The sequence below is a fragment of the Saccharopolyspora gloriosae genome, from assembly GCF_022828475.1.
In the GTDB taxonomy this organism is placed as follows: Bacteria; Actinomycetota; Actinomycetes; order Mycobacteriales; family Pseudonocardiaceae; genus Saccharopolyspora_C; species Saccharopolyspora_C gloriosae_A.
The window spans coordinates 4,842,659-4,868,790 of the sequence record NZ_CP059557.1 but is presented as its reverse complement, the minus strand read 5'-3'; the positions used below and the strand labels follow the sequence as shown (position 1 = coordinate 4,868,790).

Annotated in this window: 23 protein-coding genes and 2 pseudogenes; 21 read left to right on the top strand and 4 right to left on the bottom strand. The window is 69.9% G+C overall.

Annotation, left to right across the window (positions count from 1 at the left end; translation table 11 throughout):
* Positions 1-34: 34 nt before the first annotated feature.
* Positions 35-1,378, bottom strand: coding sequence for a PTS transporter subunit EIIC (locus H2Q94_RS21125; protein WP_243788930.1), 1,344 nt, complete (start codon positions 1,376-1,378; stop codon positions 35-37).
* Positions 1,375-2,151: a GntR family transcriptional regulator gene (locus H2Q94_RS21120; protein ID WP_309501052.1), complete on the bottom strand. Its 777-nt coding sequence runs from the start codon at positions 2,149-2,151 to the stop codon at positions 1,375-1,377. Before H2Q94_RS21120 ends, H2Q94_RS21125 begins: the two co-directional genes overlap by 4 nt.
* Positions 2,152-2,368: 217 nt before the next feature.
* Here H2Q94_RS21120 and H2Q94_RS21115 point away from each other — a divergent pair, with 217 nt between their 5' ends.
* From H2Q94_RS21115 to nusB, 11 genes and pseudogenes are all read left to right on the top strand, one after another.
* Positions 2,369-2,677, top strand: a complete 309-nt coding sequence (locus H2Q94_RS21115; RefSeq protein ID WP_258718619.1) for a PTS sugar transporter subunit IIB — start codon at positions 2,369-2,371, stop codon at positions 2,675-2,677.
* Positions 2,674-3,132, top strand: coding sequence for a PTS sugar transporter subunit IIA (locus H2Q94_RS21110; RefSeq protein WP_243788928.1), 459 nt, complete (start codon positions 2,674-2,676; stop codon positions 3,130-3,132). The genes H2Q94_RS21115 and H2Q94_RS21110 overlap by 4 nt, the downstream gene beginning before the upstream one ends.
* Positions 3,133-3,311: 179 nt before the next feature.
* On the top strand, positions 3,312-3,950 hold the full coding sequence (locus H2Q94_RS21105) for a prepilin peptidase (RefSeq protein WP_243788927.1): 639 nt from the start codon (positions 3,312-3,314) through the stop codon (positions 3,948-3,950).
* A 54-nt stretch (positions 3,951-4,004) separates the two neighbouring features.
* Positions 4,005-5,209, top strand: a pseudogene (gene aroC, locus H2Q94_RS21100) (chorismate synthase).
* Positions 5,209-5,754, top strand: coding sequence for a shikimate kinase (locus H2Q94_RS21095; protein WP_243788926.1), 546 nt, complete (start codon positions 5,209-5,211; stop codon positions 5,752-5,754). The pseudogene aroC and the gene H2Q94_RS21095 overlap by 1 nt, the downstream one beginning before the upstream one ends.
* Before the next feature lie 73 nt (positions 5,755-5,827).
* A complete protein-coding gene (aroB, locus tag H2Q94_RS21090) occupies positions 5,828-6,940 on the top strand; it encodes a 3-dehydroquinate synthase (RefSeq protein WP_243788925.1) in 1,113 nt (370 codons plus the stop codon).
* The gene (gene aroQ, locus H2Q94_RS21085) at positions 6,937-7,377 is read left to right on the top strand and encodes a type II 3-dehydroquinate dehydratase (protein WP_243788924.1); all 441 of its coding nucleotides are present in this window, start codon (positions 6,937-6,939) and stop codon (positions 7,375-7,377) included. Before aroB ends, aroQ begins: the two co-directional genes overlap by 4 nt.
* A gap of 308 nt (positions 7,378-7,685) precedes the next feature.
* The gene (locus tag H2Q94_RS21080) at positions 7,686-9,134 is read left to right on the top strand and encodes a beta-xylosidase (protein WP_243788923.1); all 1,449 of its coding nucleotides are present in this window, start codon (positions 7,686-7,688) and stop codon (positions 9,132-9,134) included.
* A gap of 417 nt (positions 9,135-9,551) precedes the next feature.
* Entirely contained in the window at positions 9,552-10,661 is a 1,110-nt protein-coding gene (locus H2Q94_RS21075; RefSeq protein ID WP_243788922.1) for a M24 family metallopeptidase, read from the top strand.
* Between the two features lie 93 nt (positions 10,662-10,754).
* Positions 10,755-11,321, top strand: coding sequence for an elongation factor P (gene efp / locus H2Q94_RS21070; protein WP_243788921.1), 567 nt, complete (start codon positions 10,755-10,757; stop codon positions 11,319-11,321).
* Positions 11,322-11,411: 90 nt separating this feature from the next.
* Positions 11,412-11,891 carry a transcription antitermination factor NusB gene (gene nusB / locus H2Q94_RS21065; RefSeq protein WP_243788920.1) on the top strand — a complete coding sequence of 160 codons (480 nt, stop codon included), beginning with the start codon at positions 11,412-11,414 and terminating at the stop codon, positions 11,889-11,891.
* Positions 11,892-12,278: 387 nt separating this feature from the next.
* On the opposite strand, the gene bldD is transcribed toward nusB, so the two are convergent.
* Entirely contained in the window at positions 12,279-12,767 is a 489-nt protein-coding gene (bldD, locus tag H2Q94_RS21060) for a transcriptional regulator BldD (RefSeq protein WP_009943043.1), read from the bottom strand.
* Positions 12,768-13,084: 317 nt separating this feature from the next.
* On the opposite strand from bldD, the gene pyrR reads away from it, so the two are divergent.
* Genes pyrR through pyrF form a run of 7 tightly spaced genes read left to right on the top strand, consistent with a single transcriptional unit; the run spans position 13,085 to position 21,745 of the window.
* Entirely contained in the window at positions 13,085-13,711 is a 627-nt protein-coding gene (pyrR, locus tag H2Q94_RS21055) for a bifunctional pyr operon transcriptional regulator/uracil phosphoribosyltransferase PyrR (RefSeq protein ID WP_243788919.1), read from the top strand.
* Positions 13,711-14,643, top strand: coding sequence for an aspartate carbamoyltransferase catalytic subunit (locus tag H2Q94_RS21050; protein WP_243788918.1), 933 nt, complete (start codon positions 13,711-13,713; stop codon positions 14,641-14,643). The genes pyrR and H2Q94_RS21050 overlap by 1 nt, the downstream gene beginning before the upstream one ends.
* Positions 14,640-15,941, top strand: a complete 1,302-nt coding sequence (locus H2Q94_RS21045; protein WP_243788917.1) for a dihydroorotase — start codon at positions 14,640-14,642, stop codon at positions 15,939-15,941. The genes H2Q94_RS21050 and H2Q94_RS21045 overlap by 4 nt, the downstream gene beginning before the upstream one ends.
* Positions 15,941-16,471 carry a PH-like domain-containing protein gene (locus H2Q94_RS21040; protein WP_243788916.1) on the top strand — a complete coding sequence of 177 codons (531 nt, stop codon included), beginning with the start codon at positions 15,941-15,943 and terminating at the stop codon, positions 16,469-16,471. The genes H2Q94_RS21045 and H2Q94_RS21040 overlap by 1 nt, the downstream gene beginning before the upstream one ends.
* Positions 16,468-17,589 carry a glutamine-hydrolyzing carbamoyl-phosphate synthase small subunit gene (gene carA / locus H2Q94_RS21035; RefSeq protein ID WP_243788915.1) on the top strand — a complete coding sequence of 374 codons (1,122 nt, stop codon included), beginning with the start codon at positions 16,468-16,470 and terminating at the stop codon, positions 17,587-17,589. Before H2Q94_RS21040 ends, carA begins: the two co-directional genes overlap by 4 nt.
* Positions 17,589-20,900, top strand: coding sequence for a carbamoyl-phosphate synthase large subunit (gene carB / locus H2Q94_RS21030; RefSeq protein WP_243788914.1), 3,312 nt, complete (start codon positions 17,589-17,591; stop codon positions 20,898-20,900). The genes carA and carB overlap by 1 nt, the downstream gene beginning before the upstream one ends.
* Positions 20,897-21,745, top strand: a complete 849-nt coding sequence (gene pyrF, locus H2Q94_RS21025) for an orotidine-5'-phosphate decarboxylase (protein ID WP_243788913.1) — start codon at positions 20,897-20,899, stop codon at positions 21,743-21,745. Before carB ends, pyrF begins: the two co-directional genes overlap by 4 nt.
* 367 nt (positions 21,746-22,112) lie before the next feature.
* Here the strand turns inward: pyrF and H2Q94_RS21020 are convergent, their stop codons facing one another.
* A complete protein-coding gene (locus H2Q94_RS21020) occupies positions 22,113-23,051 on the bottom strand; it encodes a TIGR03564 family F420-dependent LLM class oxidoreductase (RefSeq protein WP_243788912.1) in 939 nt (312 codons plus the stop codon).
* On the opposite strand from H2Q94_RS21020, the gene H2Q94_RS21015 reads away from it, so the two are divergent.
* The 3 genes and pseudogenes from H2Q94_RS21015 (at position 23,050) to H2Q94_RS21005 (ending at position 26,027) form a co-directional block, all read left to right on the top strand.
* A complete protein-coding gene (locus H2Q94_RS21015) occupies positions 23,050-23,235 on the top strand; it encodes a hypothetical protein (RefSeq protein ID WP_243788911.1) in 186 nt (61 codons plus the stop codon). The genes H2Q94_RS21020 and H2Q94_RS21015 overlap by 2 nt on opposite strands.
* Positions 23,236-23,448: 213 nt before the next feature.
* Positions 23,449-23,820: pseudogene (locus tag H2Q94_RS21010) on the top strand (hypothetical protein); the annotation flags it as partial.
* An 875-nt stretch (positions 23,821-24,695) separates the two neighbouring features.
* Positions 24,696-26,027, top strand: a complete 1,332-nt coding sequence (locus H2Q94_RS21005) for an amino acid permease (protein WP_243795827.1) — start codon at positions 24,696-24,698, stop codon at positions 26,025-26,027.
* Positions 26,028-26,132: the final 105 nt, after the last annotated feature.

The window sequence follows — 26,132 nt, the reverse complement described above, 5'->3', positions numbered from 1 at the left end:
CTTCCTCGTGGAATTGCGGTGCGAACGGCGCGGGTCAGGCCTTGCCGGAGTCCTTGCCGTCGTCTTCGGTCGTCGTGCCTTCGGCCGGCGACTCGGTCCCGCCCGATTCGGGCGGAGTGTCCTGGGACATCGTCGCCTTCGCGGTACTGGACGATTCCCGTGAATCACCGCCGCCCTGGCCTTCGTCGAGCAGCGCGGATCCTTCCCCGTCCTCTTCCCGGCCGGGCGTGCGCAGGTTCCACTTCGTGATCACGAACCGGAACAAGAAGTAGTAGATGACCGCGTAGACCAGCCCGATCGGGATCAGCCACAGCGATTTCTGCGAGATGCCGAAGTTGAGCACGTAGTCGATGGCGCCCGCGGAGAACCCGAACCCGGAGTGGATGTCCAGGAAGTTCACCAGCGCGTGCGAGGTGCCGGTGAGCACCGCGTGGATCAGCAGCAGCGGCCAGGCCACGAAGATGAACGAGAATTCCAGCGGCTCGGTGATGCCGGTGAGGAACGAGGTGAGGCCGACCGAGAGCATCACGCCGCCGACGACCTTGCGCTGCGCGGGCGGCGCGCTGCGCCAGATCGCCAGTGCGGCGGCGGGCAGCGCGAACATGAAGATCGGGAAGAAGCCGGTCTGGAAGGTGCCCGCGGTGGGGTCGCCCTCGAAGAACCGGGCGATGTCGCCCTTTTCGCCGTGGTAGTCGCCGAACAGGAACCACACCACGTTGTTCGGGATGTGGTGCAGGCCGAACGGCAGCAGCAGCCGGTTGATCACGCCGTAGAGGCCGCCACCGAGCACCGCGTTGGCCGTGACCAGGTCGCTGAACCCGGTCAGCGCCGCGTCGAACAGCGGGAACAGCAGACCCAGCACGGTGCCGATCACCAGCATCGCCACCGCGGTGACGATCGGCACGAAGCGGCGGCCGCCGAAGAAGCCGAGGTAGTCGGGAAGTTTGATCCGGTGGTAGCGCTGCCACAGCCAGGCCGCGACGAGACCGGCGATGATGCCGCCGAGCACGCCGTAGGGACCCTTGTTGAAGGTGGTCCCCTCCTCCTGCCCGGTGATCTCCCACATCACTCCGGACAGCACCAGGTAGCCGACGGCGGCCGCGAGCGCGGTCGTTCCGTCGGCCTTGCGCGCGAAGCCGATCGCGACACCGATGGCGAACAACAGCGGCAGGTTGTCGAACAGGGCACCGCCGGCGGCGCCGATGATGCCGGCGACGGTCTGCAGACCCCCGACACTGCCCAGCAGGTCCTCTTGGCCGAGCCGCTGCAACAGCGCGGCGGCCGGGAGCACCGCGATGGGCAGCATGAGGCTCCGGCCGAGCCGTTGCAGCAGCGCGAAGCCCTTGTTCGCGCCGCCGCTCGCTGAGCCGACGGTCATGGGGCTACCTCCTCGGATGGACGGCCGGACTCTCCGGCCTCGGTTCGCAGTGGCATCGTCACTTGGTACGCGTCGCCCCGATACCAGGACCGCATGTCCTCGACGGGCACGTCGCGAGCGGTGGAGATCCGGCGGAACACCAGCAGCGGGCTGCCCGGATCGACTTCTAGCAGGCGGGCGGTCTCGGCGTCCGCGGTTTCGGCCAGGACGGTCTGCGTCGCGTGCTCGAGCCGGACACCGTAATGCCGGTGCAGCAGCGAGTACAGCGATTCGCTGAGGTCGTGGCCGAGCAGTCCGGGTGCCGCGGCCGGGTGGAACCAGCCGCGCTCCACCGCGAGCGGTGCGCCGTCGGCCTTGCGCAGCCGGGTCAGCCAGTACGCCGGTTCGCCCGGCGTGAGCCCCAGCGCCTCGGCGGTGTCCGGTGGCGGGGGCAGTTCGGCGTGGCCGAGCACCGTCGTCTCCGGGTGCAGGCCGCGTTGGCGCATGTCCTCGGTGAAGGAGGCCAGGTGCAGCCGGACGTCGACGCGGGGGCGGCCGGTGAAGGTGCCCTTGCCGCGGACTCGCACGAGCAGGCCTTCGGCGACGAGCTGTCCGATGGCTTCGCGCACGGTCAGCCGGGACACGCCGTAGCACAGCGTGAGATCTCGTTCGGAGGGCATCGCGGAGCCGGGCGGCAATTCCCTGGTGGCGATCTCGCGGAGGATCTCCCGAAGCTGGGCGTGTTTCGGCGTGGGTCCGTCGAGCAGCGTGTCCGCTGTGCTGCGCTTGGCCACGACGCTCTCCCTGTTCAGGGCCTTCTCCGGCCGTTCGGTGCGGTGTCGGCCGGGGCGGTCCGCTCGTTCGGTCGGAAGCGTTCCACCGTGATGCGGATCATTGGTACTGTCCGGTCTATACCAGTTGATGCGGAAGAATGCTGCCTCACACGGATGGGTGTCAAGGCGGGGGTGTTTTTGTTGCCGCTTCGACACTCGGTAACGCAAGATCGACCAAGTGCGGGACCCTTCCGGCACCGCTAACGATCACCGGGCGGGCGAAGACCGCCGGAGTACGAAGGGAGCACGGGTGGCTCAGAACAAGGCCGCCGCGATCCTGGCCGCGCTGGGCGGCAAGGACAACGTGGTGGAGATCGAACCGTGCATCACGCGCCTGCGCTGCGAGGTCGGCGACGACTCGCAGGTGGATGAGGCCGCGCTGAAGTCGGCAGGCGCGCACGGGGTGCTGCGGCAGGGATCCGTCGTGCAGGTCGTCGTCGGACCCGAGGCCGACACGTTGGCGGGAGACATCGAGGACCTGTTGTGAGCATCGAGGTCCGCAGCCCCGTGACCGGCCTGGCCGCGTCGCTGACCGACGTGCCCGACCCGGTGTTCTCGCAGGCCATGGTCGGTCCTGGAGTGGCGGTGAAGCCCGCGTCCGGCCCTGCCGACGCGGTCGCGCCGATCGCCGGGACCGTCGCCACGCTGCACCCGCACGCGTTCGTCGTCGCCTCCGCGGGCGGCACCGCGGTCCTGGTGCACCTGGGCATCGACACGGTGCAGCTCAAGGGCGAGGGGTTCACCTTGCACGTCTCCAAGGGCGACACCGTCGAGGCGGGCCAGGCGATCGTGTCCTGGGATCCGACCGCGGTGGAGGGGCACGGCTACTCCTCGGTGTGCCCGGTGGTCGCGCTGGACCTCACGCCCGATTCCCTCGGTGACCTGCGGGAGGACGGCCAGGTTTCGGCGGGCGAACCGTTGTTCACCGTCGAGGGCGGCTGAATGGTTCTCCGAGGCTGCGTGCACAGCGGGTTTCGCCGCTGACGGGAGCAGGCGAAGTCGAGGAGCGGCCCGTCCAGTGGAGCCGGCGGGTCGCTCCTTCGTGTTCATCGCGTGCCTGGGCCGACACGCCGACGCATGTCCGCCCCTGACTGTCCGCATCTGTCCGTGACGCTGTGCGCATGGATCAGATGAGTGCGTTCGCGGTGTTCTGCGCCGGTGTCGTGGGAGCGTTCGCGGGGCGAGCGGGCCGGTCGCTGCTGAGCTCCCGGCTCGTCGGCGTGCGGCCGCCGCGGTGGTGCTGCGAGGCCGGCGTCGGATTGCTGTGGGCGCTGGTCGCCGCGCGCACAGCGACCGGAGCGTTACCGGTGTGGTGGGCGCCGGTGCCGTTGCTGCTGGGCTGGGCCGGGGTGCTGCTCGCGGTGTGCGACCTCGTCGCGTCCCGGTTGCCGGATGTGCTGACGTTGCCCGCCTATCCGTTCACCCTCGCCGCCGTCGGGTGCGCGGCCGTGGTCGTCGGGGAGCCCGCGCCGCTGGTCTCCGCGCTGCTGGGCGCGGTGCTGTTCGCGAGCTGCTACGCGCTGGTGCGGATGCTCTCGCCTCCGGCGCTGGGGCCGGGCGACGTGAAGCTGTCCGGTTCGCTCGGCGCGGCGGTGGGCGCGGTCTCGGTCCCCGCGGTGCTCGGGTGCGTGCTGACGAGCGCGGTGCTCACCGTGCTGCACGCCTGCTGCACGCGGAAGCGGGCCGTGGCGCACGGTCCGGCGATGCTGCTGCCCGCCTGGCTGGTCACGTCGTTCGGCCCGATTCCGGGAGGTGGTTGACCGATCCGCACCCGGAGCGGCCGTGCGCAGGTGCTGCGTGGCAGGATTTCCAGTGTGTTGCGTTGGATGACAGCCGGAGAATCGCACGGTCCCGCCCTGGTGGCGGTGCTGGAAGGCATGGTCGCCGGAGTGGAGGTGACCACCGCTGACATCGCGACCCAGCTGGAGCGCCGCAAGCTCGGCTTCGGCCGCAGCCCGCGGATGAACTTCGAATCCGACGAGCTGGAGATCATCGGCGGGGTGCGCCACGGCCGGACGCAGGGCGGCCCGGTCGCCGTCCGCATCGGCAACACCGAATGGCCCAAGTGGGAACAGGTGATGTCCGCCGACCCGGTGGACGAGGACGTGCTGTCCGGCCTGGCCCGCAACGAGCCGCTGACCCGGCCCCGCCCCGGTCACGCCGACTTGCCCGGGATGCAGAAGTACGGCTTCGAGGAATCCCGGCCGGTGCTGGAACGCGCCAGCGCGCGCGAGACCGCGGCCCGTGTCGCGGCAGGCACCGTCGCGCGCCGCTTCCTGCGCCAGCTGCTGGGCGTGGAGATCGTCAGCCACGTGGTGAGCCTCGGTGCCGTCAGCGTGGCGGGCGAGGCGCTGCCCGGCCCGGACGACCTGGCCGCGATCGACGAGAACCCGGTTCGCGCGTTCGGCGACGACGCGACCGAGCGGATGATGGCCGAGGTCGACGCGGCCAAGGCCGATGGCGACACGCTCGGCGGCGTCGTCGAGGTCATCGCCTACGGCCTGCCCGCGGGCATCGGCTCGCACGTGCACTGGGACCGCAAGCTCGACGCCCGGCTCGCCGGCGCGCTGATGAGCATCCAAGCGATCAAGGGCGTGGAGATCGGCGAGGCCTTCGCGAACGCCGCCCGCCGGGGCAGCGCCGCGCACGACGAGATCTACCCGGCCGACGGCGCCAAGTGGGTCAGCCGTGGCAGCAACCGCGCGGGCGGCCTCGAAGGCGGCATCACCAACGGCGAGCCGCTGATCGTGCGCGCCGCGAAGAAGCCGATCTCCAGCCTGCCCCGCGCACTGGCGACCGTGGACACCGAGACCGGTGAGCCGGCGCAGGCGATGCACCAGCGTTCCGACATCACCGCCGTGCCAGGGCCGCTGTGGTCGCCGAGACGATGGTCGCGCTGGTGCTGGCCGAGGCCGTGCTGGAGAAGTTCGGCGGCGACTCGCTGCCGGAGACCCGCCGCAACGTCGAGGGCTACCTCGCGGCGCTGGCCGAACGAGCCGAGAAGCGGCAGGTGCGCTGATGTCTCCGCGTGCCGTCGTGGTCGGACCGCCGGGCTCCGGGAAGACGACGGTGGGCCGATTGCTCGCCGACCACCTCGGAGTTGAGTTCCGCGACACCGACGACGACGTGGTGCGCCTGGCGGGCAAACCGATCCCGGAGATCTTCACCGTCGACGGCGAACCGGCGTTCCGCGAGCTGGAGGAGCAGGCCGTGGCCACCGCACTCGCCGAGCATCCCGGAGTGGTGTCGCTCGGCGGCGGCGCGGTGATCTCCGAACGCACCCGCGAACTGCTCGCCGATCACCCCGTGGTGTTCCTGACCGTCGGCCTCGCCGAAGGAGCCCGGCGAACCGGATTGGCGCAGACCGCCCGCCCGCTGCTGGCCGGGGTGAATCCCCGCGCGACGTTCAAGGCACTGCTCGACGCACGCCTGCCGCTGTACCGGGAAGCCGCCGACGTGGAACAACCCACCGACGGCCTGGAACCGTGGCGCCTGGTGGAACTGGTGGCGGGCAAACTCGACGAGATTCGCCCGGGCGGCGCCGTCCACGTCGACGAAGCGTGAATAATCGCGAGTGAACGCCACGGGACCTCGCCGTCCCGGTGTTGCCGAGTCGCGACTGAATGAGTGGAGAACGATGCCCGAGCCGGTGCGGATCAGGGTCGAGTCCCAGCAGCCCTACGACGTGGTGGTGGGCCACGGACTGCTCGGTGACCTCGTCGAGTTGCTGACCGGAACCTCGGTGGTGGCACTGCTGCACCAGCCGAGCATCACCGCGACCGTGGAGACGGTGCGCGAGGAACTGGCCGAGGCAGGCGTCGACGCCCACCGAGTCGAGATCCCCGACGCGGAAGAGGGCAAGAGCCTCGCCGTGGCCGGTTTCTGCTGGGAGGTCCTCGGCAAGATCGGCATGGACCGCTCCGGTGTCGTCGTCTCCTTCGGCGGCGGCGCCGTGACCGATGTGGCCGGGTTCATCGCGGCGACCTGGATGCGCGGTGTCCGCGTGGTGCACGTGCCGACCACCCTGCTGGGCATGGTGGACGCCGCCGTCGGCGGCAAGACCGGCATCAACACCGAGGCGGGCAAGAACCTCGTCGGCATGTTCCACGAACCGGCCGCGGTCATGGTGGACCTGGCGACGCTGGAGAGCCTGCCGCGCAACGAACTCATCGCGGGCAGCGCGGAGATCGTCAAGACCGGCTTCATCGCCGACCCGCGCATCCTCGAACTGATCGAGCAGGACCCGGAAGCGGCGCTGGACCCGACGGGCGAGGTGCTCGGCGAACTGGTGCGGCGCTCCATCCAGGTGAAGGCCGAGGTGGTCGCCGCGGACCTGTACGAATCGGATCGGCGGGAGATCCTCAACTACGGCCATACCTTGGCGCACGCCATCGAGCGCCGTGAACGCTACCGGTGGCGCCACGGAGCGGCGGTCAGCGTCGGCCTGGTGTTCGCCGCCGAACTGGCCCGGCTGGCGGGACGCCTCGACGACGAGACCGCGGATCGGCACAAGCGAGTGCTGGACCTGCTGGGCCTGCCGACCTCCTACGACCCGGATGCGCTGGGGCAGCTGCTGGAGTCGATGAAGCTGGACAAGAAGTCCCGCTCCGGGGTGCTGCGGTTCGTGGTGCTCGACGGCATCGCGAAGCCCGGCAGGCTGGAAGGCCCGGACCCGTCGCTGGTGGCGGCGGCGTACTCGGCGCTGACCGGCGGCGAACGCAAGCAGGCCGGTTCGGAGGTCTTCCTGTGAGGGCACTGGTGCTCAACGGCCCGAACCTGGGCAGGCTCGGCACGCGGGAACCGTCGATCTACGGCTCCACGACCTACGCGGACCTGGTCGCGCTGTGCGAGCGCACCGGCGCGGAACTGGGCCTGGAGGTGGAGGTCCGGCAGACCGACCACGAGGGCGAGATGCTGGGCTGGCTGCACGAGGCGGCCGACGCGGGCGTTCCGGTGGTGCTCAACGCCGCCGCGTGGACGCACTATTCGATCGCGGTCCGAGACGCGTGCTCGCAGCTGACGGGGCCGCTGCTGGAGGTCCACCTCTCCAACGTGCACAAGCGGGAGGACTTCCGCTCCCACAGCTACCTGTCGGAGATCGCTACCGGGGTGCTGGTCGGTCTGGGCGTCCGCGGCTACACCCTCGCCCTGCGGTGGATCGCGGAGGAATATTCCGCGCGGGCGTGAGCCGGTCTTGGTGCTTTGGTGTCCGGGTGCTGCTTGCTCGCTGCGGGGCCGATTTCACCGTGGCTCCGCGACGACGGAAATCCCTGTCCTCGCGAGGGAAACAGCTGAGATCCCGCGGCGGTGCCGGTGTCTTGGGCGATCGCGCTCAGCGGTTTCGCCGCTGACCGGGTGAAGATCAAAAACGCACGTCTAGACTTGGTCTTGCCCGGCGGTGGCCGGGATTCCCGCGGGGTGGCGGGAGATCGTACGGGGGAAGGCTCTTTCCGCACATGGTCGACCGGTTCCGCCTGTCCCGGTGGGGACGCAGGATGGCTCCGCTCGGCGTGGTCTTCGTGCTGAGCGCCGCCTGCGCGCCCGGGACACCTCCGCTGCGGGTCGAGCAGCCCGCCGAGCGCAGCTTGCAGACGACGACCCTGCGCACCGCGAACGAGCGGTCGAGCGAGTCGGTGGTGGCCTCCGGCGGGAACCCTGCGCCCTACAACTACGGGCCGACGGTGCTGGCCGAACCCGACGGCGAAGGCATGCGGTACCGGGCCTGGTGGTGCAGCCAGCTCCCGTCGGTCGCCCCCGCGGGCGACGACGTGCTCTTCGCCGAATCCGGTGACCTGCAAGGCGAGTTCGACTTCTCCGGAGCTCCGGCGGTGCCGGTGTTCACGGGTGAGCCCGGTGCGTTCGACGGCAAGCACACCTGCGACCCCTCGGTGCTGCGGACCGGCGGCCGGTTCCACCTGTACTACACGGGCGCGGCAGGGGAGCACGCCCACGGCAACGCGATCGGCGTCGCGAGCAGCGACGACGGCAGGGCCTGGCGGCGGGAGGCGGGCGGCGATCCGATCGTGCGCGCGTCCGGCGAGGTGCGCCGCGACAACGACTACGGGGCGGGCCAGCCGTCGGCGTTGTTCCTGGACGGCTGGTTCTACCTGATGTTGACCGACACCACCGCCTCCGGCGCGGGCTGGAACGGCGCGGGGCAGTTCGTGCTGCGAGCAAGGGACGCGGAGTTCTCCGACCGGGTGCAGGCGCTGACGGATTCCGGTTTCGAACCCACGGGCACCACGAACGTGCCGCGGCGCCGATCGGTGGTGGACGCGTTCAGCGCGGACTGGATGTGGAGCGACGCGCTGCGGGCGTTCGCGATCGCGCACCAGACGGAGCGGGGAACGACGATCACCTTCTGGGACCGCGATTTCACCGGCCACCCGTACGCGCCGTTGCTGCTGCCGGGACCGTGGCGAGAAGGCCCCGGCCTGGTCCGCACCGATGATGGCCACACCCCGACGTCCACTTCGGACCCGTGCGGCACGGTTCCGGTGGACTTGCTGCGGGCGACCGAGTCGAACCCGGCGCCCACCTCGTTGCACTCGTTCGGCCTGGACGTGCCGGAAGTGCACGGCTGCGCGGATCCGGACCGGGCGCGCGGGGTGCTGGAGGCGTTCGGCGTCCCGTCCCCGCAGCGGACCGTGGACGTGGTGCGCGGCGGCCGGAAAGTGAGCGTGGAACGCCGCTCGGTCGCGGAGACGATGGTGCGCCGGGTGCTCGACGAACGGATTCCGGCGCTGGAGGCCGTGCCCGCCGAAGGCACCATCCGCGCCGGGGCACCGGTGCTGCGCTCCCCGGCGGGCGAACTCGCCATCGCCGACGACCACGGCCGGATGTGGACGATCGGCCCGGACACGGCCGAAGCCAACGGTTCGCCGGTGTCCGACACCGACCAGCGAACGTGGAACTCCCGCCCCCACACCGGCGACCTCCGCTGACGCTCACCCCAGCGCCTGAAGTGAACGGCCCGTTCGTCCAATCCGGTTGGTCGAACGGGCCGTTCACTCAGTCCGAATCCCGTGTCTCGGTGTTGGTCCGGCTGCGTGGCGCGCACTGGTTCCGAGTGAACGGACCGTTCGACCAATCTCGTTGGACCAACGGTCCGTTCACTCCATCCCGCTGGAGGTGCTCGGCCGGTGCATCGGGGTGGGGGCGGGTGAACGGACCGTTCGTCCAATCCTGTTGGGCGAACGGTCCGTTCACTCAGAATCGGTCCGGCTTCGGTGGCGTGCGGCGAGATCACCTCGTCGCTCGGTCGCGGCGGTGCGGGCGGGACGGACGGTGGACGGCGGGCGGAGTTGGCGCCTTCCCGCTATGAAGGCGACCGCGCGGCCTCCGTCGTTAGGGTGGTGCGCATGCCCGAGACCCACTCCCGCCGCCGCCATGCCCTGCGTGAACTGCTCCACGAAGCCGACCTCGACGCCATCCTGGTGACCGACCTGCTCAACATCCGCTACCTCACCGGGTTCACCGGCTCGCAGGCGGCGCTCGTGGTGCACACCGCCGACGAGCCGGGTTCCGAACGGGCCACCGTGTTCAGCACCGACGGCCGCTACCTGACCCAGGCGGCCGAGCAGGTCCCGGACCTGGAGCGGATCATCGAGCGGCCCAGCGAGATCGTCCTCGCCGAACACACCGCCAAGACACCGGATCGCTACCGGCGCACCGGGTTCGAGAGCCGGCACGTGACGGTCGACGGCCACGATTCGCTGGCGTCGGCCGCGCCGGGCATCGAGCTCACCCGCGCTCCCGGCTTGGTCGAGCGCCTCCGGCTGGTGAAGGACGCAGCGGAGGTGGACGCGATCCGGATGGCCTGCGCCGCCGCCGACCGCGCGCTGGCCGACCTCATCGAGCACGGCGGGCTGCGCGCCGGCCGCACCGAGCTGGAGGTGGCCCGCGAGCTGGAGGCGCGGATGCTGGAGCACGGGGCCGCAGGCCCGGCGTTCGACACGATCGTCGCCGCGGGAGCGCACTCCGCGATCCCGCACCACCGGCCCACGTCGGCTCCGCTGGCCGTCGGCGACTTCGTGAAGATGGACTTCGGCGCCCTCATCGGCGGCTACCACTCGGACATGACCCGCACCGTCGTGCTGGGTGCCCCGGCCGACTGGCAGCGCGAGATCTACCAGCTGGTGCACGCGGCGCAGGCCACCGGGCGGGACGCGGTGCGAGTGGGCGCCGACGTGCGCGACGTGGACGGCGCGGCCCGCAAGGTGATCGCCGACGCGGGGCACGGCGAGCACTACCCGCACAGCCTCGGTCACGGGGTGGGGCTCGAGATCCATGAGGCACCGGCGTTGTCGCAGCGGGGGGACGGTAGGATCGAAGAGGGGATGGTGGTCACCGTCGAACCCGGCGTGTACTTGCCGGAGCGTGGCGGGGTCCGCATCGAGGACACCCTGGCCGTGCGCGAGAGCACGCCGGAACTCCTCACCTTGACGACCAAGGAGCTCGTCGCCGTCTGAGCGCGGTGCGCGTGCGGCCGACAGCTGAGCGGCGGCGCCGCAATCGCCTCAGCGAGTCAACCGCAGCCCGCATCACATGGAGAGACCGGACACGTGGCATCCACGAACGACCTCAAGAACGGACTCGTGCTCAAGATCGACGGCCAGCTCTGGTCAGTTGTGAACTTCCAGCACGTCAAGCCGGGCAAGGGCGGCGCCTTCGTGCGCACCACGCTGAAGAACGTGCTCTCCGGCAAGACCGTGGACAGGACCTTCAACGCAGGCGTGAAGGTCGAGACCGCGAACGTGGACCGTCGCGAGATGACGTACCTGTACGACGACGGCACCGACTTCGTGTTCATGGATCAGGACACCTACGACCAGGTCCAGGTTTCGCGCGGCGTGGTCGGTGACGCCGCGGACTACATGCTGGAGAACAGCAACGTGGTCATCGCGCGTCACGAGGGTGAGCCGCTCTACGTGGAGCTGCCCGCCTCGGTGGAGCTGCACGTGCAGCACACCGATCCCGGCGTGCAGGGCGACCGCTCGACCGGCGGCACCAAGCCCGCGAGCCTGGAGACCGGCGCGGAGATCCAGGTGCCGCTGTTCCTGAACACCGGCGACAAGGTCAAGGTCGACCCGCGTGACGGGCGCTACCTGGGTCGCGTCAACACCAAGTGATTCGTTCCCGCCGCACCCGCGGCCCTGCCGGTTCGTCCGGCCGGGCCGCGGTTCACGCCGGGCGGGGAACTGTGGAAAGAGAGATGTGAGTTGGGCTCACGGAGCAAGGCCCGCAAGCGGGCGGTGGACGTGCTGTACGAGGCCGACCTGCGCGGTCTCGATGCGGTGACGTTGCTGTCCGAGCGGCTCGCCGCGCCCGAGGCCGCGCCGGTCGGGGATTACACGGTGACCCTGGTCGAGGGCGTCGCGGGCAACCGGCAGCGCATCGACGACGTGCTCGTCGAGCACGCCGAGGGCTGGACGCTCGCCCGGATGCCCACTGTGGACCGGGCCGTGCTGCGACTGGGCCTCTACGAACTGCTGTGGAGCGAGGACGTGCCGCCCGCGGTCGCCATCGATGAGGCCGTGGAGCTGGTGAAGGCGTTGTCCACGGACGACTCGCCGCGGTTCGTCAACGGAGTCCTGGGCCGCATCGCCGGCATCAGCGAGCGTTTGCGCACATCGATCCGCAACTTGGAGGCCGCCGAAGCGGCGGCGAAGGAACGCGCGGAGTCCGACGCGCAGAGCTGACCGGCCGCAGTCACGGGGTTCGCCGAGTCCGGTGTCCTCCCGTGACTCCTCCGCACCGTTCCGGTAATCGGTTTCTCAGCCGCCGGTGATGCTGCCGCTCCCAGCGAGCGAGGCTTTCGATCGGTGTCTTCTCAGTGGCGAAGCCCGCAAAGGGCGGGCGAAGCCCCGCTTACCTTGCGGCGATAGCCGTGCCTTGCGGCCGAAGGCCGTGCCTGGATGTGCGAAGCACATAGCCCACGTCCAAAAGCCGACCACCGGCGGGTTCTCAGTGAGCCTCTCGCGAGGACGGCTTTTTCCCTCGTGGCGGAGCCACTAGGGAAAAAGATCCCGCAGCGAGAGGCTCACTGAGGTTCCGCTACCCGGACACCCGAGCAAACCGACTACGGTTCACTCCTCCCGAGCAGGTCGTGCCTCGGGAGGCAGGACGCCCCAGTCGATGAGCTGTTCGGTCAGCTCGCCGGGGGTCATGTCATAGATGATGGCCAGGGATCGCAGGTCCTCGGTCCGGATGGACAGCACCTTGCCGTTGTAGTCACCGCGCTGGCTCTGGATGGTCGCCGCGTACCGGGCGAGAGGCCCGACCTTCTCGGCAGGCAACTGCTGCAACCGTTCCAGGTTGATCACGACCTTGGTGGCCGGTTCGGCGCCGGAGGGCACCCGTCCCTCCGGGAGTAGCTCCGCGACCGGAACACCGTAGAAGTCGGCCAGTTCGGCGAGTTTCTGGACGGTGACCGCTCGGTCGCCACGTTCATAGGACCCGACGACCACGGCCTTCCACCGCCCGCCTGACTTCTGCTCGACGCCGTGCAGCGAGAGACCCTGCTGCTGGCGGATAGCGCGGAGCTTGCCGCCCAGCGCCTTGGCGTAGTCGCCCATGTGGCGTTTCTCCGTTTCATTCGCCCCGTCAGCCTAAATCGGATGCCGGGGAGGAAAGCTCAGATTGATACGGAGAGTAATGTTCGCTCGCAAGTGTCACTAGGTCAAGTTGGTCTTCGTGTGGCGGCAGGGCGAGTACTCCCACACCACCCGGACGATTGACCTCAGGACGCTGATAGCGTACAAGCCGAAGTCGGTGGTCACCTGGTGGCCTGCCGATGTTCGCACCGGAGGGCGGGTGCACGCGCATCCAGTCCACTGGGGAATCAACCATCCTTTAAGGACCCGTCCAGTGAGGCGGGGAAGGAGGCTCACCCGTGGCGTCACGCCGGCAGGCGGGCGCGACGGACCCGGCCGGGCAGCGGGAGCTGCTTTCGGCCGGTGACGTTGCGCGCACGATCGCCCGCATCGCTCATCAGATCATCGAGAAGACGGCATTGGACACCTCGTCGCCCCACGACGGGGAAGCCCACGACCGGGCGAGCGGCCCGCGTGTGGTGCTGCTGGGCGTTCCGACGCGAGGCGTGCCGCTGGCGCGGCGGCTGGCGACCCGGATCGCCGAGTTCAGTGGCGTGGAAGTGCCCACGGGCACTCTCGATATCACGCTGTATCGCGATGACCTGCGAAAACGGCCCAATCGGCCGTTGGAGCCCAGTAGTCTCCCGCCGTCCGGGATCGACGATGCGCTGGTCGTCCTCGTGGACGACGTGCTGTTCTCCGGCCGCACGGTGCGCGCCGCCTTGGACTCCTTGCGGGACCAGGGCAGGCCCAGTGCGGTGCAGCTCGCGGTCCTGGTGGACCGGGGGCATCGGGAGCTGCCGATCCGCGCGGATTACGTCGGCAAGAACGTGCCGACTTCCCGCAGCGAAGAGGTCGCGGTCCGGTTCGCCGAGGTCGACGAGGCCGATTCGGTGGTCATCCGGCGCAGTGAGGAGGTGCGGTGATGCGGCATCTGCTCTCCACCGAAGGACTGGACGCGGCGACCGCGACGACGGTGCTGGACACCGCGGACACGCTCAAGCAGACCCTGCTGGGGCGTGAGGTGCGCAAGTTGCCGACGTTGCGCGGGCGCACCGTGATGACGATGTTCTACGAGAACTCCACCCGTACCAGGGTGTCGTTCGAGGTCGCGGGCAAGTGGATGAGCGCCGACGTGATCAACGTGTCGGCTTCGGCGTCCTCGGTCGGCAAGGGCGAGTCGCTGCGGGACACCGCGCTGACCTTGGCGGCCGCCGGCGCGGACTGCGTGATCGTGCGGCACCCGGCTTCGGGCGCGGCGCATCGGCTGGCCGGTTGGCTGGACGAGGCGGGCACCCAGGTCGTGAACGCGGGCGACGGGATGCACGAGCACCCGACGCAGGCCCTGCTGGACGCGGCGACGCTGCGGGAGCGGCTCGGCGAGCTCGCGGGCCGCCGCATCGCGGTCGTCGGCGACCTGCTGCACAGCCGGGTGGCCCGCTCCAACGTGCACCTGCTGCGCACCCTCGGCGTCGACGTGGTGCTGGTGGCGCCGCCGACGCTGGTGCCGCACGGCATCGAGCACTGGGGCGCGGAGGTCGTGCACGAGCTGGATCCGGTGCTGCCCGGCCTGGACGCGGTGATGTTGCTGCGGGTGCAGGCGGAGCGGATGCACGGCGGATTCTTCCCGTCGGCCCGCGAGTACTCGATCGCCTACGGCCTCAACGAGAAGCGGCTCGCGAAGCTGCCGGAGCACGCCGTGGTGCTGCACCCCGGCCCGATGCTGCGCGGCATGGAGATCGCTCCGGCGGTGGCGGATTCGCCGCGCGCCGCGATCACCGAGCAGGTCCGCAACGGGGTCCACGTGCGCATGGCGGTGCTCTACCACCTGCTGGCCGGAGAGGAGATCGCGGCATGAGCCGGGTGCTGATCAAGGAAGTCCGTCCTTACGGCGATGGTGCGCCGGTGGACGTGCTGGTCGACGGCGAGCTGATCGCGGAGATCGGCGCGGACCTGACCGCCGACGCCGACGAGGTCGTGCACGCCGGAGGCGGCGTGCTGCTGCCGGGTTTCGTGGACCTGCACACGCATCTGCGGGAGCCGGGCCGCGAGGACACCGAGACGGTGGAGACCGGTTCGGTGGCGGCCGCGCTGGGCGGCTACACGGCGGTGTTCGCGATGGCCAACACCGATCCGGTCGCGGACAACGCGGTGATCGTGGAGCACGTGTGGCGCCGGGGCTTGGAGATCGGCCTGGTCGACGTGCACCCGGTGGGCGCGGTGACCGTCGGGTTGGGCGGTGAGCAGCTCGCGGAGCTGGGCACGATGGCGCGCTCGGCGGCCGGGGTGCGGGTGTTCTCCGACGACGGCAAGTGCGTGCACGATCCGCTGGTGATGCGTCGCGCGCTGGAGTACGCGAAGGCGCTGGGCGTGGTGGTGGCCCAGCACGCGGAGGAGCCGCGGCTCACGGTCGGCGCGCAGGCCCACGAGGGCGCGAACGCGGCCCGGCTGGGCTTGGCGGGCTGGCCCGCTCCGGCGGAGGAGTCGATCGTGGCGCGGGACTGCCTGCTGGCCGGGCACACCGGCGGCACGCTGCACGTCTGCCACGTTTCGACGGCGGGCACCGCGGAGATCCTGCGTTGGTGGAAGTCGCGCGGAGCTTCGGGTGGCACGGTGTCGGCGGAGGTCACGCCGCACCACTTGCTGCTGACCGACGAGCTGCTGTCGACCTACGACCCGGTGAACAAGGTGAACCCGCCGCTGCGCACCGATGAGGACGTGCGGGCGCTGCGGGCGGCGCTGGCCGACGGGACGGTCGACTGCGTGGCCACCGACCACGCCCCGCACGCTTCGCAGGACAAGGATTGCGAGTGGTCGGCGGCGAAGCCGGGAATGCTCGGTCTCCAGACGGCGCTGGGCGTGGTGGCGCGCACGATGGTCGAGCCGGGCCTGCTGGATTGGCGCGGTGTGGCGCGGGTGCTCAGCGAGCGGCCCGCCGAGATCGCGGGGCTGGCCGACCAGGGCCGCCCGATCGCGGTGGGCGAGCCGGCGAACCTGGCCGTGGTGGCCCCCGGCGACCGCTGGACGGTGCGGGGTGCGGAACTGGCGAGCATCTCGGCGAACACCCCGTTCGAGGGCATGGAGTTGCCGGGCCGGGTGCTGGCGACGGTGTTGCGCGGCCGGATCACCGCGCACGAGGGTGAGGTGCGGCGCTGATGGAACGGACGTTGTGGGTGCTGGCGCTGCTGTTGCTGCTGGCACTGGTGTACTTCGGGATGCGGCGCGGCTGGCTGAACCGCAAGCGGCGCCAGACCGCGGAGCTCGCCGAGTTCCCGGTGGCGCCTGAGGGCGTGGCCGAGCGGCCCGAGCTGCTGGCCGACGCGAGCGGGTTCTACGTGGGCAGCACGCGGGCCGAGGATTGGCAGGACCGGATCGCGGTCGGCGACATCGGGCACCGCGCGAACGCGGTGGCGCGGCTGCGTGCCGAGGGCCTGCTGCTGGAGCGGACCGGCGCGAGTCCGCTGTGGATCCCGGCGGAGTCCGTGGTGGACGCCCGGGTGGATCACAAGCTGGCGAACAAGGTCGTTCCCGGCGCGGGAATGCTCGTGGTGACCTGGCGGCTGGGGGACCAGGACATCGACACGGGTTTCCGCGCGGATGACAAGTCCGCTCAGGACGAGTGGGCGGGTGCGGTGCGGGCATTGGCGCCTGCCGCAGGACGTGACGACATGGAGGGACAGGCATGACCGCGCACACCCCGGCGGCATTGGTGCTCGAGGACGGCCGGATCTTCCGCGGCGCCGCCTACGGCCAGGAGGGCCGCACGTTCGGCGAGGCGGTGTTCTCCACCGGCATGACCGGCTACCAGGAGACGTTGACCGACCCGTCGTACCACCGCCAGATCGTGGTGCAGACCGCTCCGCAGATCGGCAACACCGGCTGGAACGACGAGGACGACGAGTCGCAGCGCATCTGGGTCTCGGGCTACGCCGTGCGCGATCCCGCGCGGGTCCCGTCGAACTGGCGCTCGCGCCGTTCGCTGGACGAGGAGCTCAAGCGGCAGGGCGTCGTGAGCATCGCGGGCCTGGACACCCGGACCGTGACGCGGCACCTGCGGGAGCGCGGCGCGATGCGCGCCGGGATCTTCTCGGGTTCCGCGGTGGGTTCGGACGAGGAGCTGGTGGCTCAGGTCGCGGCCTCGGAGCAGATGGCGGGCGCCGACCTGGCCGGTGACGTGACCACGGACAAGACCTACGTCGTCGAGGCGCAGGGCGAGAAGAAGTTCACCGTGGCGGCCCTGGACCTGGGCATCAAGTCGAACACGCCGCGGATGATGGCTCAGCGCGGCATCGAGGTGCACGTGCTCCCGCTTTCGTCCACTGTGGACGACCTGCTGGCGGTCAAGCCGGACGGGGTGTTCCTGTCCAACGGTCCCGGCGACCCGGCGACCGCCGACCACGCCGTGGAGCTCACCCGCGAGATCCTGGGCCGCAAGCTCCCGCTGTTCGGGATCTGCTTCGGCAACCAGTTGCTGGGCCGCGCGCTCGGCCGCGGGACCTACAAGATGCGCTACGGGCACCGGGGCATCAACATCCCGGTGATCGACGTGGACACCGGCAAGGTCGCGATCACCGCCCAGAACCACGGTTTCGCCGTGGCGGGCGAGGCGGGGGAGCGGTTCGACACCGACTTCGGCGCCGCGAAGATCAGCCACTACTGCCCGAACGACGGCACCGTCGAAGGCCTGCGCCTGCTCGACGGCCCCGCGTTCAGCGTCCAGTACCACCCGGAGGCCGCGGCCGGTCCGCACGACGCCGCGCCCTTGTTCGACGAGTTCACCAGCATGATGAGCGAGGCCCGCTGATGTCCAAGCGCACTGATATCAAGCACGTCATGGTGATCGGTTCCGGGCCGATCGTCATCGGGCAGGCCTGCGAGTTCGACTACTCCGGTACGCAGGCGTGCCGGGTGTTGCGGGAGGAGGGGCTGCGGGTCAGCCTCGTCAACTCCAACCCGGCGACGATCATGACGGACCCGGAGTTCGCCGACGCCACCTACGTCGAGCCGATCACCCCGGAGTTCGTGGAGAAGGTCATCGAGGCCGAGCGCCCCGACGCCCTGCTGGCCACGCTCGGCGGGCAGACCGCGCTGAACACGGCGATGGCACTCGACGAGCGCGGCGTGCTCAAGAAGTACGGCGTGGAGCTCATCGGCGCCGACATCGAAGCCATCGAGCGCGGTGAGGACCGGCAGCGGTTCAAGGACATCGTGCGTTCCATCGGCGGCGACGCGCCGGAGAGCGCCGTGTGCAAGTCGATGGACGAGGTGCGCGACTTCGTCGCCGAGCACAGCCTGCCGGTGGTCATCCGCCCCAGCTTCACCATGGGCGGCCTGGGTTCCGGCATGGCGCACACCACCGAGGACTTGGAGCGGATGGCCACGCTGGGCCTGACGGAGTCCCCGGTGCACGAGGTGCTCATCGAGGAGAGCGTGCTCGGCTGGAAGGAGTACGAGCTCGAATTGATGCGCGACCACGCGGACAACGTGGTCGTGATCTGCTCCATCGAGAACATCGACCCGATGGGCGTGCACACCGGTGATTCGGTGACGGTGGCCCCGGCCATGACGCTGACCGACCGCGAGTACCAGCACATGCGCAACGTCGGCATCGACGTGCTGCGCGAGGTGGGCGTGGAGACCGGCGGCTGCAACATCCAGTTCGCGATCCACCCGGAGACCGGGCGCATGGTCGTGATCGAGATGAACCCGCGGGTGTCCCGGTCCTCGGCGCTGGCCTCGAAGGCGACGGGTTTCCCGATCGCCAAGATCGCGGCGAAGCTGGCCATCGGCTACACGCTCGACGAGATCCGCAACGACATCACCGGCGAGACCCCGGCGAGCTTCGAGCCGACGCTGGACTACGTGGTGGTGAAGGTGCCGCGGTTCGCCTTCGAGAAGTTCCCCGGTGCGGACCCGGCACTGACGACGACGATGAAGAGCGTCGGCGAGGCGATGTCGCTGGGCCGCAGTTTCCAGGAGGCGCTGGGCAAGGCGCTGCGCTCGATGGAGACTTCCCGGATCGGCTTCTGGACGAAGGACGACCCGGCGGGCGCCACGCTGGAGTCCACTCTGGACGAACTGCGCACCGCGCACGACGGCAGGCTCTACGGCGTGGAGCGCGCGCTGCGGCTGGGCGCGAGCGTGGCGCAGGTGCACGAGGCCTCGGGCATCGACCCGTGGTTCGTGGACCAGATCGCCGCGCTGGTGGAGCTGCGTGCGGAGCTCTCGGCGGCGCCGGTGCTGGACGCGGATCTGCTGCGGCTGGCGAAGCGCTCCGGCTTGTCGGACCGCCAGATCGCCGCGCTGCGCCCGGAACTGTCCGATGAGGACGGTGTGCGTTCGTTGCGGCACCGCCTGGGCGTGCGGCCGGTGTACAAGACGGTGGACACCTGCGCGGCCGAGTTCGCGGCCCGCACGCCGTACCACTACTCGGCTTACGAGCTGGATCCCGGCGCGGAGTCGGAGGTCACCGAGCAGCGCGACCGCCCCAAGGTGCTCATCCTGGGTTCGGGGCCGAACCGCATCGGCCAGGGCATCGAGTTCGACTACTCCTGCGTACACGCCGCCACGTCGCTGCGCGACGCCGGGTTCGAGACCGTGATGGTCAACTGCAACCCGGAGACGGTGTCCACGGACTACGACACGGCGGACCGGCTGTACTTCGAGCCGCTGACGTTCGAGGACGTGCTGGAGGTCGTCGAAGCGGAGCGCGCTTCCGGTGAGGTCGCGGGCGTGATCGTGCAGCTCGGCGGCCAGACGCCGCTGGGCTTGGCGCAGCGCTTGGCCGACGCCGGGGTGCCGATCGTGGGCACCCCGCCGGAGGCGATCCACCTAGCCGAGGAGCGCGGCGCGTTCGGCGACGTGCTGCGCAAGGCGGGTCTGCCCGCGCCGAAGTACGGCATGGCGACGTCGTTCGACGCGGCGAGGCGCATCGCCGACGAGATCGGCTATCCGGTGCTGGTGCGCCCGTCGTACGTGCTCGGCGGCCGCGGCATGGAAATTGTCTACGACGAGGCGTCGCTGGAGAGCTACATCGCCCGCGCGACCGAGGTCACTCCCGAGCACCCGGTGCTGGTGGACAACTTCCTCGACGACGCCATCGAGATCGACGTGGACGCCCTGTGCGACGGCACCGACGTGTACTTGGGCGGCGTGATGGAGCACATCGAGGAGGCCGGCATCCACTCCGGCGACTCGGCGTGCGCGTTGCCGCCGATCACGTTGGGGCGCCAGGACATCGAGAAGGTGCGCGAGTCCACGAAGGCCATCGCGCACGGCATCGGCGTTCTCGGTCTGCTCAACGTGCAGTACGCGTTGAAGGACGACGTGCTCTACGTGCTGGAGGCGAACCCGCGGGCGTCGCGCACGGTGCCGTTCGTGTCGAAGGCGACGGCGGCTCCGCTGGCCAAGGCCGCGTCCCGCATCATGCTGGGCGCGAGCATCGCCGACCTGCGCGGCGAGGGCCTGCTGCCCGCGACGGGCGACGGCGCGGACCTGCCGATGGACGCCCCGGTCGCGGTGAAGGAGGCGGTCCTGCCGTTCCACCGCTTCCGCACTCCGGAGGGCCACGGCGTGGACTCGTTGCTGGGGCCGGAGATGAAGTCGACCGGTGAGGTGATGGGCATCGACGTCTCCTTCGGGCAGGCGTTCGCGAAGTCCCAGACCGCCTCCTACGGTTCGCTGCCGACTTCGGGCACCGTGTTCGTGTCGGTGGCGAACAAGGACAAGCGCTCCATGGTGTTCCCGGTGAAGCGCCTCGCCGACCTCGGATTCGAGATCCTCGCGACCGCCGGAACCACGGATGTGCTGCGGCGCAACGGGATTCCGGCGAAGGAGGTCCGCAAGCACAACGAGAAGGGCGAGGACCGCGACGTCATCGACCTGATCCGCGCCGGTGAGATCGACATGGTCGTGAACACCCCGTACGGCAACCCCGGCCCGCGCGTCGACGGCTACGAGATCCGCACGGCCGCCGTGTCCCGCGACATCCCGTGCATCACCACGGTGCAGGGCGCCGCGGCCGCGGTGCAGGGCATCGAGGCGGCGATCCGCGGCAGCATCGGCGTGCGGCCGCTGCAGGCGTTGCAGGCCGCGCTGCGCAAGGGCGGTGAGTGACGGTGACGGTCCGGGCCGGTTTCGGGCGGCGACTGGCCGATTCGATCGCCGCGCGCGGTGCGCTGTGCGTGGGCATCGACCCGCATCCGGCGCTGCTCAACGCGTGGGGCTTGGAGGAGAGCCCCGCCGCGTTGGAGCGGTTCGCGATGACGGCGGTGGAGGCGCTGGCCGGTGAGGTCGCGGTGCTCAAGCCGCAGTCGGCGTTCTTCGAGGTGTACGGCTCGGCGGGCGTGGCGGTGCTGGAGAAGGTCGTCGCCGCGTCCCGCGAGGCCGGGGCGCTGGTGCTGCTGGACGTGAAGCGCGGCGACATCGGATCGACGATGACGGCGTACGCGAACGCCTACCTCGACGAGCATTCGCCGCTGGCTGCGGACGCGCTGACGGTGTCGCCGTACCTCGGTTTCGGGTCGCTGGCACCGGCTTTGGGCATCGCGGAGCAGACCGGGCGCGGCGTGTTCGTGCTGGCCCGCACGTCGAACCCGGAGGGTGCGGCGTTGCAGCGATCGAGGGCCGAGGACGGCCGCACCGTCGGACAGTCCATTGTGGACGCGGCGGCGGAGAACAACGCCGGGGCGGACCCGTACGGCTACGTCGGTGTGGTCGCCGGGGCCACGATCAAGCCGGGCGAACTGGACTTCTCCCGCCTGAACGGTCCGATCCTGGCCCCCGGCCTGGGAGCTCAGGGAGCGACGGTGCAGAGCCTCCGAGCGACGTTCGGCGCGGCCCTGCCCTCGGTCCTGCCTGCCACGGCCCGCGACGTCCTCCGCCACGGCCCGTCGGTGGGAGACCTGCGTTCGGCGGGGCGCCGCGTGCGCGACGAGCTGGGCGCCTTGCTGGAGGCATGATCCACCGCCGTACGGCCCGCCTCATCGGAGGCGGGCCGTACGTGCCGGCCGAACTCCGTCCAAGGGTTCGCGATGTCGCGATGAAGTGAACGTCCCCGGCGGTCGAACGTTCGCGGACAACTGTCTTAGCTGATCACGAGGGTTTTTGCGCCCGCATGGAGATCAGCGCCAAAGCCCCAGGCGAACCACGGACCGCAGGAGCGACTCGTGCCCACCGCGCGCAGCAACGGATTCAAGGTCGCCTACGAAGTCGCGGGGAACGGTCCGCCGCTCGTCCTGCACCCCGGCATGTTCCAGCTCGGCGAGCACTGGACGCGCGCCGGGCACACCTCGCGGCTGACGTCCGCCCAGACGGTGATCACCGCGGTCACGGGTTCGCCGTCTTCAGCGTTCCGAGCAGTTGCCAGGTTCGGAGGCGGTCCTGGTCGCCGGTGAGGTCGGTTTGGGTGAGGGTGACAGCTGTCGCTCCCGCCTCGGCGTACTCGCGGATTCCGGCGGCCACGGTGTCCTCGTCTCCGGCGAGCAGCAGGTCGGCGGCCTTCTCCGCGCCGGATTGCTCGATCACTCGCTGGTAGGACGGAATGGCGTCGTAGAAGCTCATCTGTTGCTGCGCGCGGGAACGCGCCTCGTCAACGTCGTCGGTGACGACGGCGGGGATCGCGGCGACGATCTGCGGGGCGGACCGTCCCGCCCGCTGCGCGGCCTCGTTGATCTGCGGGGCGATGTGTTCTGCGATGGCCTTCGGACCGGCGAGGAAGGGCAGGGTGCCGTCCGCGAGTTCACCGGTGGCCCGCAGCGCTTGCGGACCCATCGCGGCGACGATCACCGGGATGTGCGCCTCAGCGCCCGGCACCGCCGTCGGCATCGAGGGGCGGGAGACCAGCGTGTCGCCCTCGAACGGATCGTCACGGCCGTCGAGCAACGGCCGCAGCGCGCCCAGGTATTCGCGGAGGTGCTTGATCGGCGGCGGATAGGGCACGCCGTACGCGGGTTCCAGCATGTTCTTCGCGCCGAGTCCGACGCCGAGCCGGAACCGGCCACCGGTCGCGGCCTGCGCCGTTTTCGCGGCGGACGCCAGCAGCTGCGGATGACGCGGGTAAATGGGCACGACCGAAGGCCCGACGCGGACTCCGGGCACCTCCCGGCCCACCGTGGCGCTCACCGAGATCGCGTCGTAGCTGAGCATCTGCCCGAACCACACCGAGTCGATCCCGGCGTCCGCTGCTTGCGCGGCGAGCCGCACGGCCTCGTCGATGACGTTCTCCGAGTTGGCCGCGAACGTGGACAGCGATACCCCTAGCTCCATGACCAGTGTGAACGTGGTCTCGCCGCCGGTTATTCCGAACGAAGGCTTTCCCGCCGCATCGCGGATCGTCCACCTTGCGCCCGGTCCGGCGGGGAAACTCAGGATGGCGCGCATGGCTTCGTCGATCCGACGGGAGAAACCGTCGGCACCGCTGGAAGCGCCTCCCGGCTGTGCAGTACTTTGATCTGGTCGAGCCGGGCTCCGGTGGTTTCCGCCGGTGGCCCGAGGGGTGGGCGCGACGTCGTACGATCGCGTTGGTGTGCAAGGGGAAACCGGCGTGCCAGGGGAGATGTCCGACGTAGCGGGCGCGGCGACGGCCGTCCGCTGTGGACCGACTCGACCAGCTCGTGCCGTCTTCCGCATTGTTTCGTTCGACCGTAGTTGAGTGGATCGCGTCGTGGGCAATCCGTTGGTGGCGGAGCGGGAGGATTCGACCAAGTCGTTCAGCGGCGTGCCGATCCTGGAATCGGTCGACGAGACGAAGAAAGCCATCGAGTCCGGGGACTGGGCCAGCGGGGTGATGGGCGCCGTCGGGACCGGGCTGGATGCGCTCGGCATGGCGCTCGACCCGTTCGGTGCTGTCCTCGCTGCCGGAGTGGGCTGGCTGATGGAGCACGTCGGGCCGGTTTCGGACGCGCTGGACGCGCTCACCGGTGACCCGGACGAGATCAAAGCGCACTCGGAGACCTGGAAGAACGTCGCCGCGGAACTGGACGCCGTACGGGCCGAGATGTCCGATGCGGTGAAGGCGGACACCGTTCACCTCACCCCGGGGCGCCCGACGTGCGGCGGCAGTGGCTGCTGGCCGGCGGATCTCGTGCAGGTCGTGGCGTTGGCTGCTGGGCACGTTTCTGAGTGAACGGACCGTTCGACCAACCGGATTGGACGAACGGTCCGTTCACCTGTCCCGTCGTGGGCGAGATCGCGGTCCAGCTGTCGTACGGGGCGGAGGTGCCTCACCGGCGCGTGAGCGGTCGCCGCAGACTCGGTCGCGTCGTGCGGGTGGGTTCGGGCGGAGTCCCCGATGTTAAGAATTGATTTCGGTGTGCGCCGGAATTGTCGCGATGGGCGGAGAATGGTGATCCGGCATTCTCGGCCGCCGGATTCGGTGCCCGGCGGATTCCTCACGCGGGGTGAACGAACGGTGTACGCAGGGTTTCGGTAATCCCTGCGCCTGTCGTCGGCGGATGTCGTGTCCTGCGAGTTCGGCCTCGCGGCCGTGGTCCAGGGAAGCATGTGCGGACTGCGACATTCCTTACATTTTTGACGCCGAATACTGGTCGATTCGGGTGAAATGCTGTGGATCTTGACAATGCGGCGTGTGCGCTTCACCATTCCGTCCCAAGCATCGGAACGGGTTGCGCGGGCCGCTGAAACGTGGCCGCCCGGCCCCGGTGCGCCCCGAGAAAGACCCTCCGCGCCGACGACTCCGCGCATCGAGGCGAACCCCCGAGCGGCCGGACCGACGACCCTGAGGCGTCGCGAGCAACCACGCGGGCAGTGTCCGCGTGGACGAGCAGAACGGAAATTCCGGGCACCGTGAGCCAAGAAACCCTCCAGACCGGCGGCGACTCGGACGGGCAGCCGCCCGTCGACGCCGGAGACGCCGGCTACAGCAAATCGCTGAAAGCACGGCACATCAACATGATCGCCATCGGCGGCGCGATCGGCACCGGGCTCTTCCTCGGTGCGGGCGGCAGGCTCGTGCAGGCCGGACCGGCCCTCGCCATCGCCTACGCGGTGTGCGGGCTGTTCGCGTTCTTCGTGGTGCGCTCGCTCGGTGAGCTCATCCTCTACCGCCCCTCCTCCGGCGCGTTCGTGTCCTACGCGCGGGAATTCATGGGCGAGAAGGGCGCTTACACCGCCGGGTGGATGCACTTCCTGAACTGGTCCACCACCGGCATCGCCGACATCACCGCCATCGCGCTGTACGCGCACTTCTGGGCGATGTTCTCGCCGATCCCGCAGTGGGTGCTGGCGCTGATCGCACTGGCGATCGTGCTCGCGCTGAACATGGTCTCGGTGCGGCTGTTCGGCGAGATGGAGTTCTGGTTCGCCATCGTCAAGGTCGGCGCGCTGGTCGTGTTCATGCTCGTCGGGATCTACCTGATCGTCACCGGTCACGCCATCGACGGCCATCAGGCCGGCTTCTCGGTCATCTCCGACAACGGCGGCGTGTTCCCGGCCGGGATCGTGCCGGTCGTGCTGATCATGCAGGGCGTCGTGTTCGCCTACGCCTCGGTCGAGCTCGTCGGCGTCGCCGCCGGTGAGACCGAGAACCCCGAGAAGATCATGCCGAAGGCGATCAACTCGATCATGTGGCGGATCGGGATCTTCTACGTCGGCTCCGTCGCGCTGCTGACGATGCTGATGCCGTGGAGCTCCTACAAGGACGGCGAGAGCCCGTTCGTCACGGTGCTGGCCAACCTGGGCGTCCCGTACGCCGGTGACGTGATGAACCTCGTGGTGCTCACCGCCGCCATGTCCAGCCTCAACTCGGGGCTGTACTCCACCGGCCGCATCCTGCGCTCCATGTCGCTGGCCGGATCGGCGCCGAAGTTCACCGGTGCGATGAACAGGAGCCAGGTGCCCTACGGCGGCATCCTGCTCACCGCGGCCGTCTGCGTCGTCGGCGTCGCGCTCAACGCGGTGGTGCCGGAGCAGGCGTTCGAGATCGTGCTGAACTTCGCCTCGATCGGCATCCTCGCCACCTGGGCCATCATCGTGCTCAGCCACCTGCTGTTCGTGCGCAAGGCCGGCCGCGGCGAGGTCGAGCGTCCGAACTACCGGCTTCCGTTCTCCCCGTACATCGAGTACGTCACGCTGGCCTTCCTGGCTTCCGTGGTCGTCCTGATGGGCTTCGACGAGGTCGGGCAGATCACCCTGATCTCGCTGCCGGTGATCCTGATCGCGCTGGTCATCGGCTGGTACTGCGTCCGAGGGCGGATCGACATGTCCGCGATGGAACGCGAGTAGTCCCACCGGATTCGGCGGGCCGTCCGACCACCGGTCCGGGCGGCCCGCGGTCGTTTCGGAACGTCGGAGTGATCCACTCGTCCTACGGCGTCGGTTAGAGTTCCG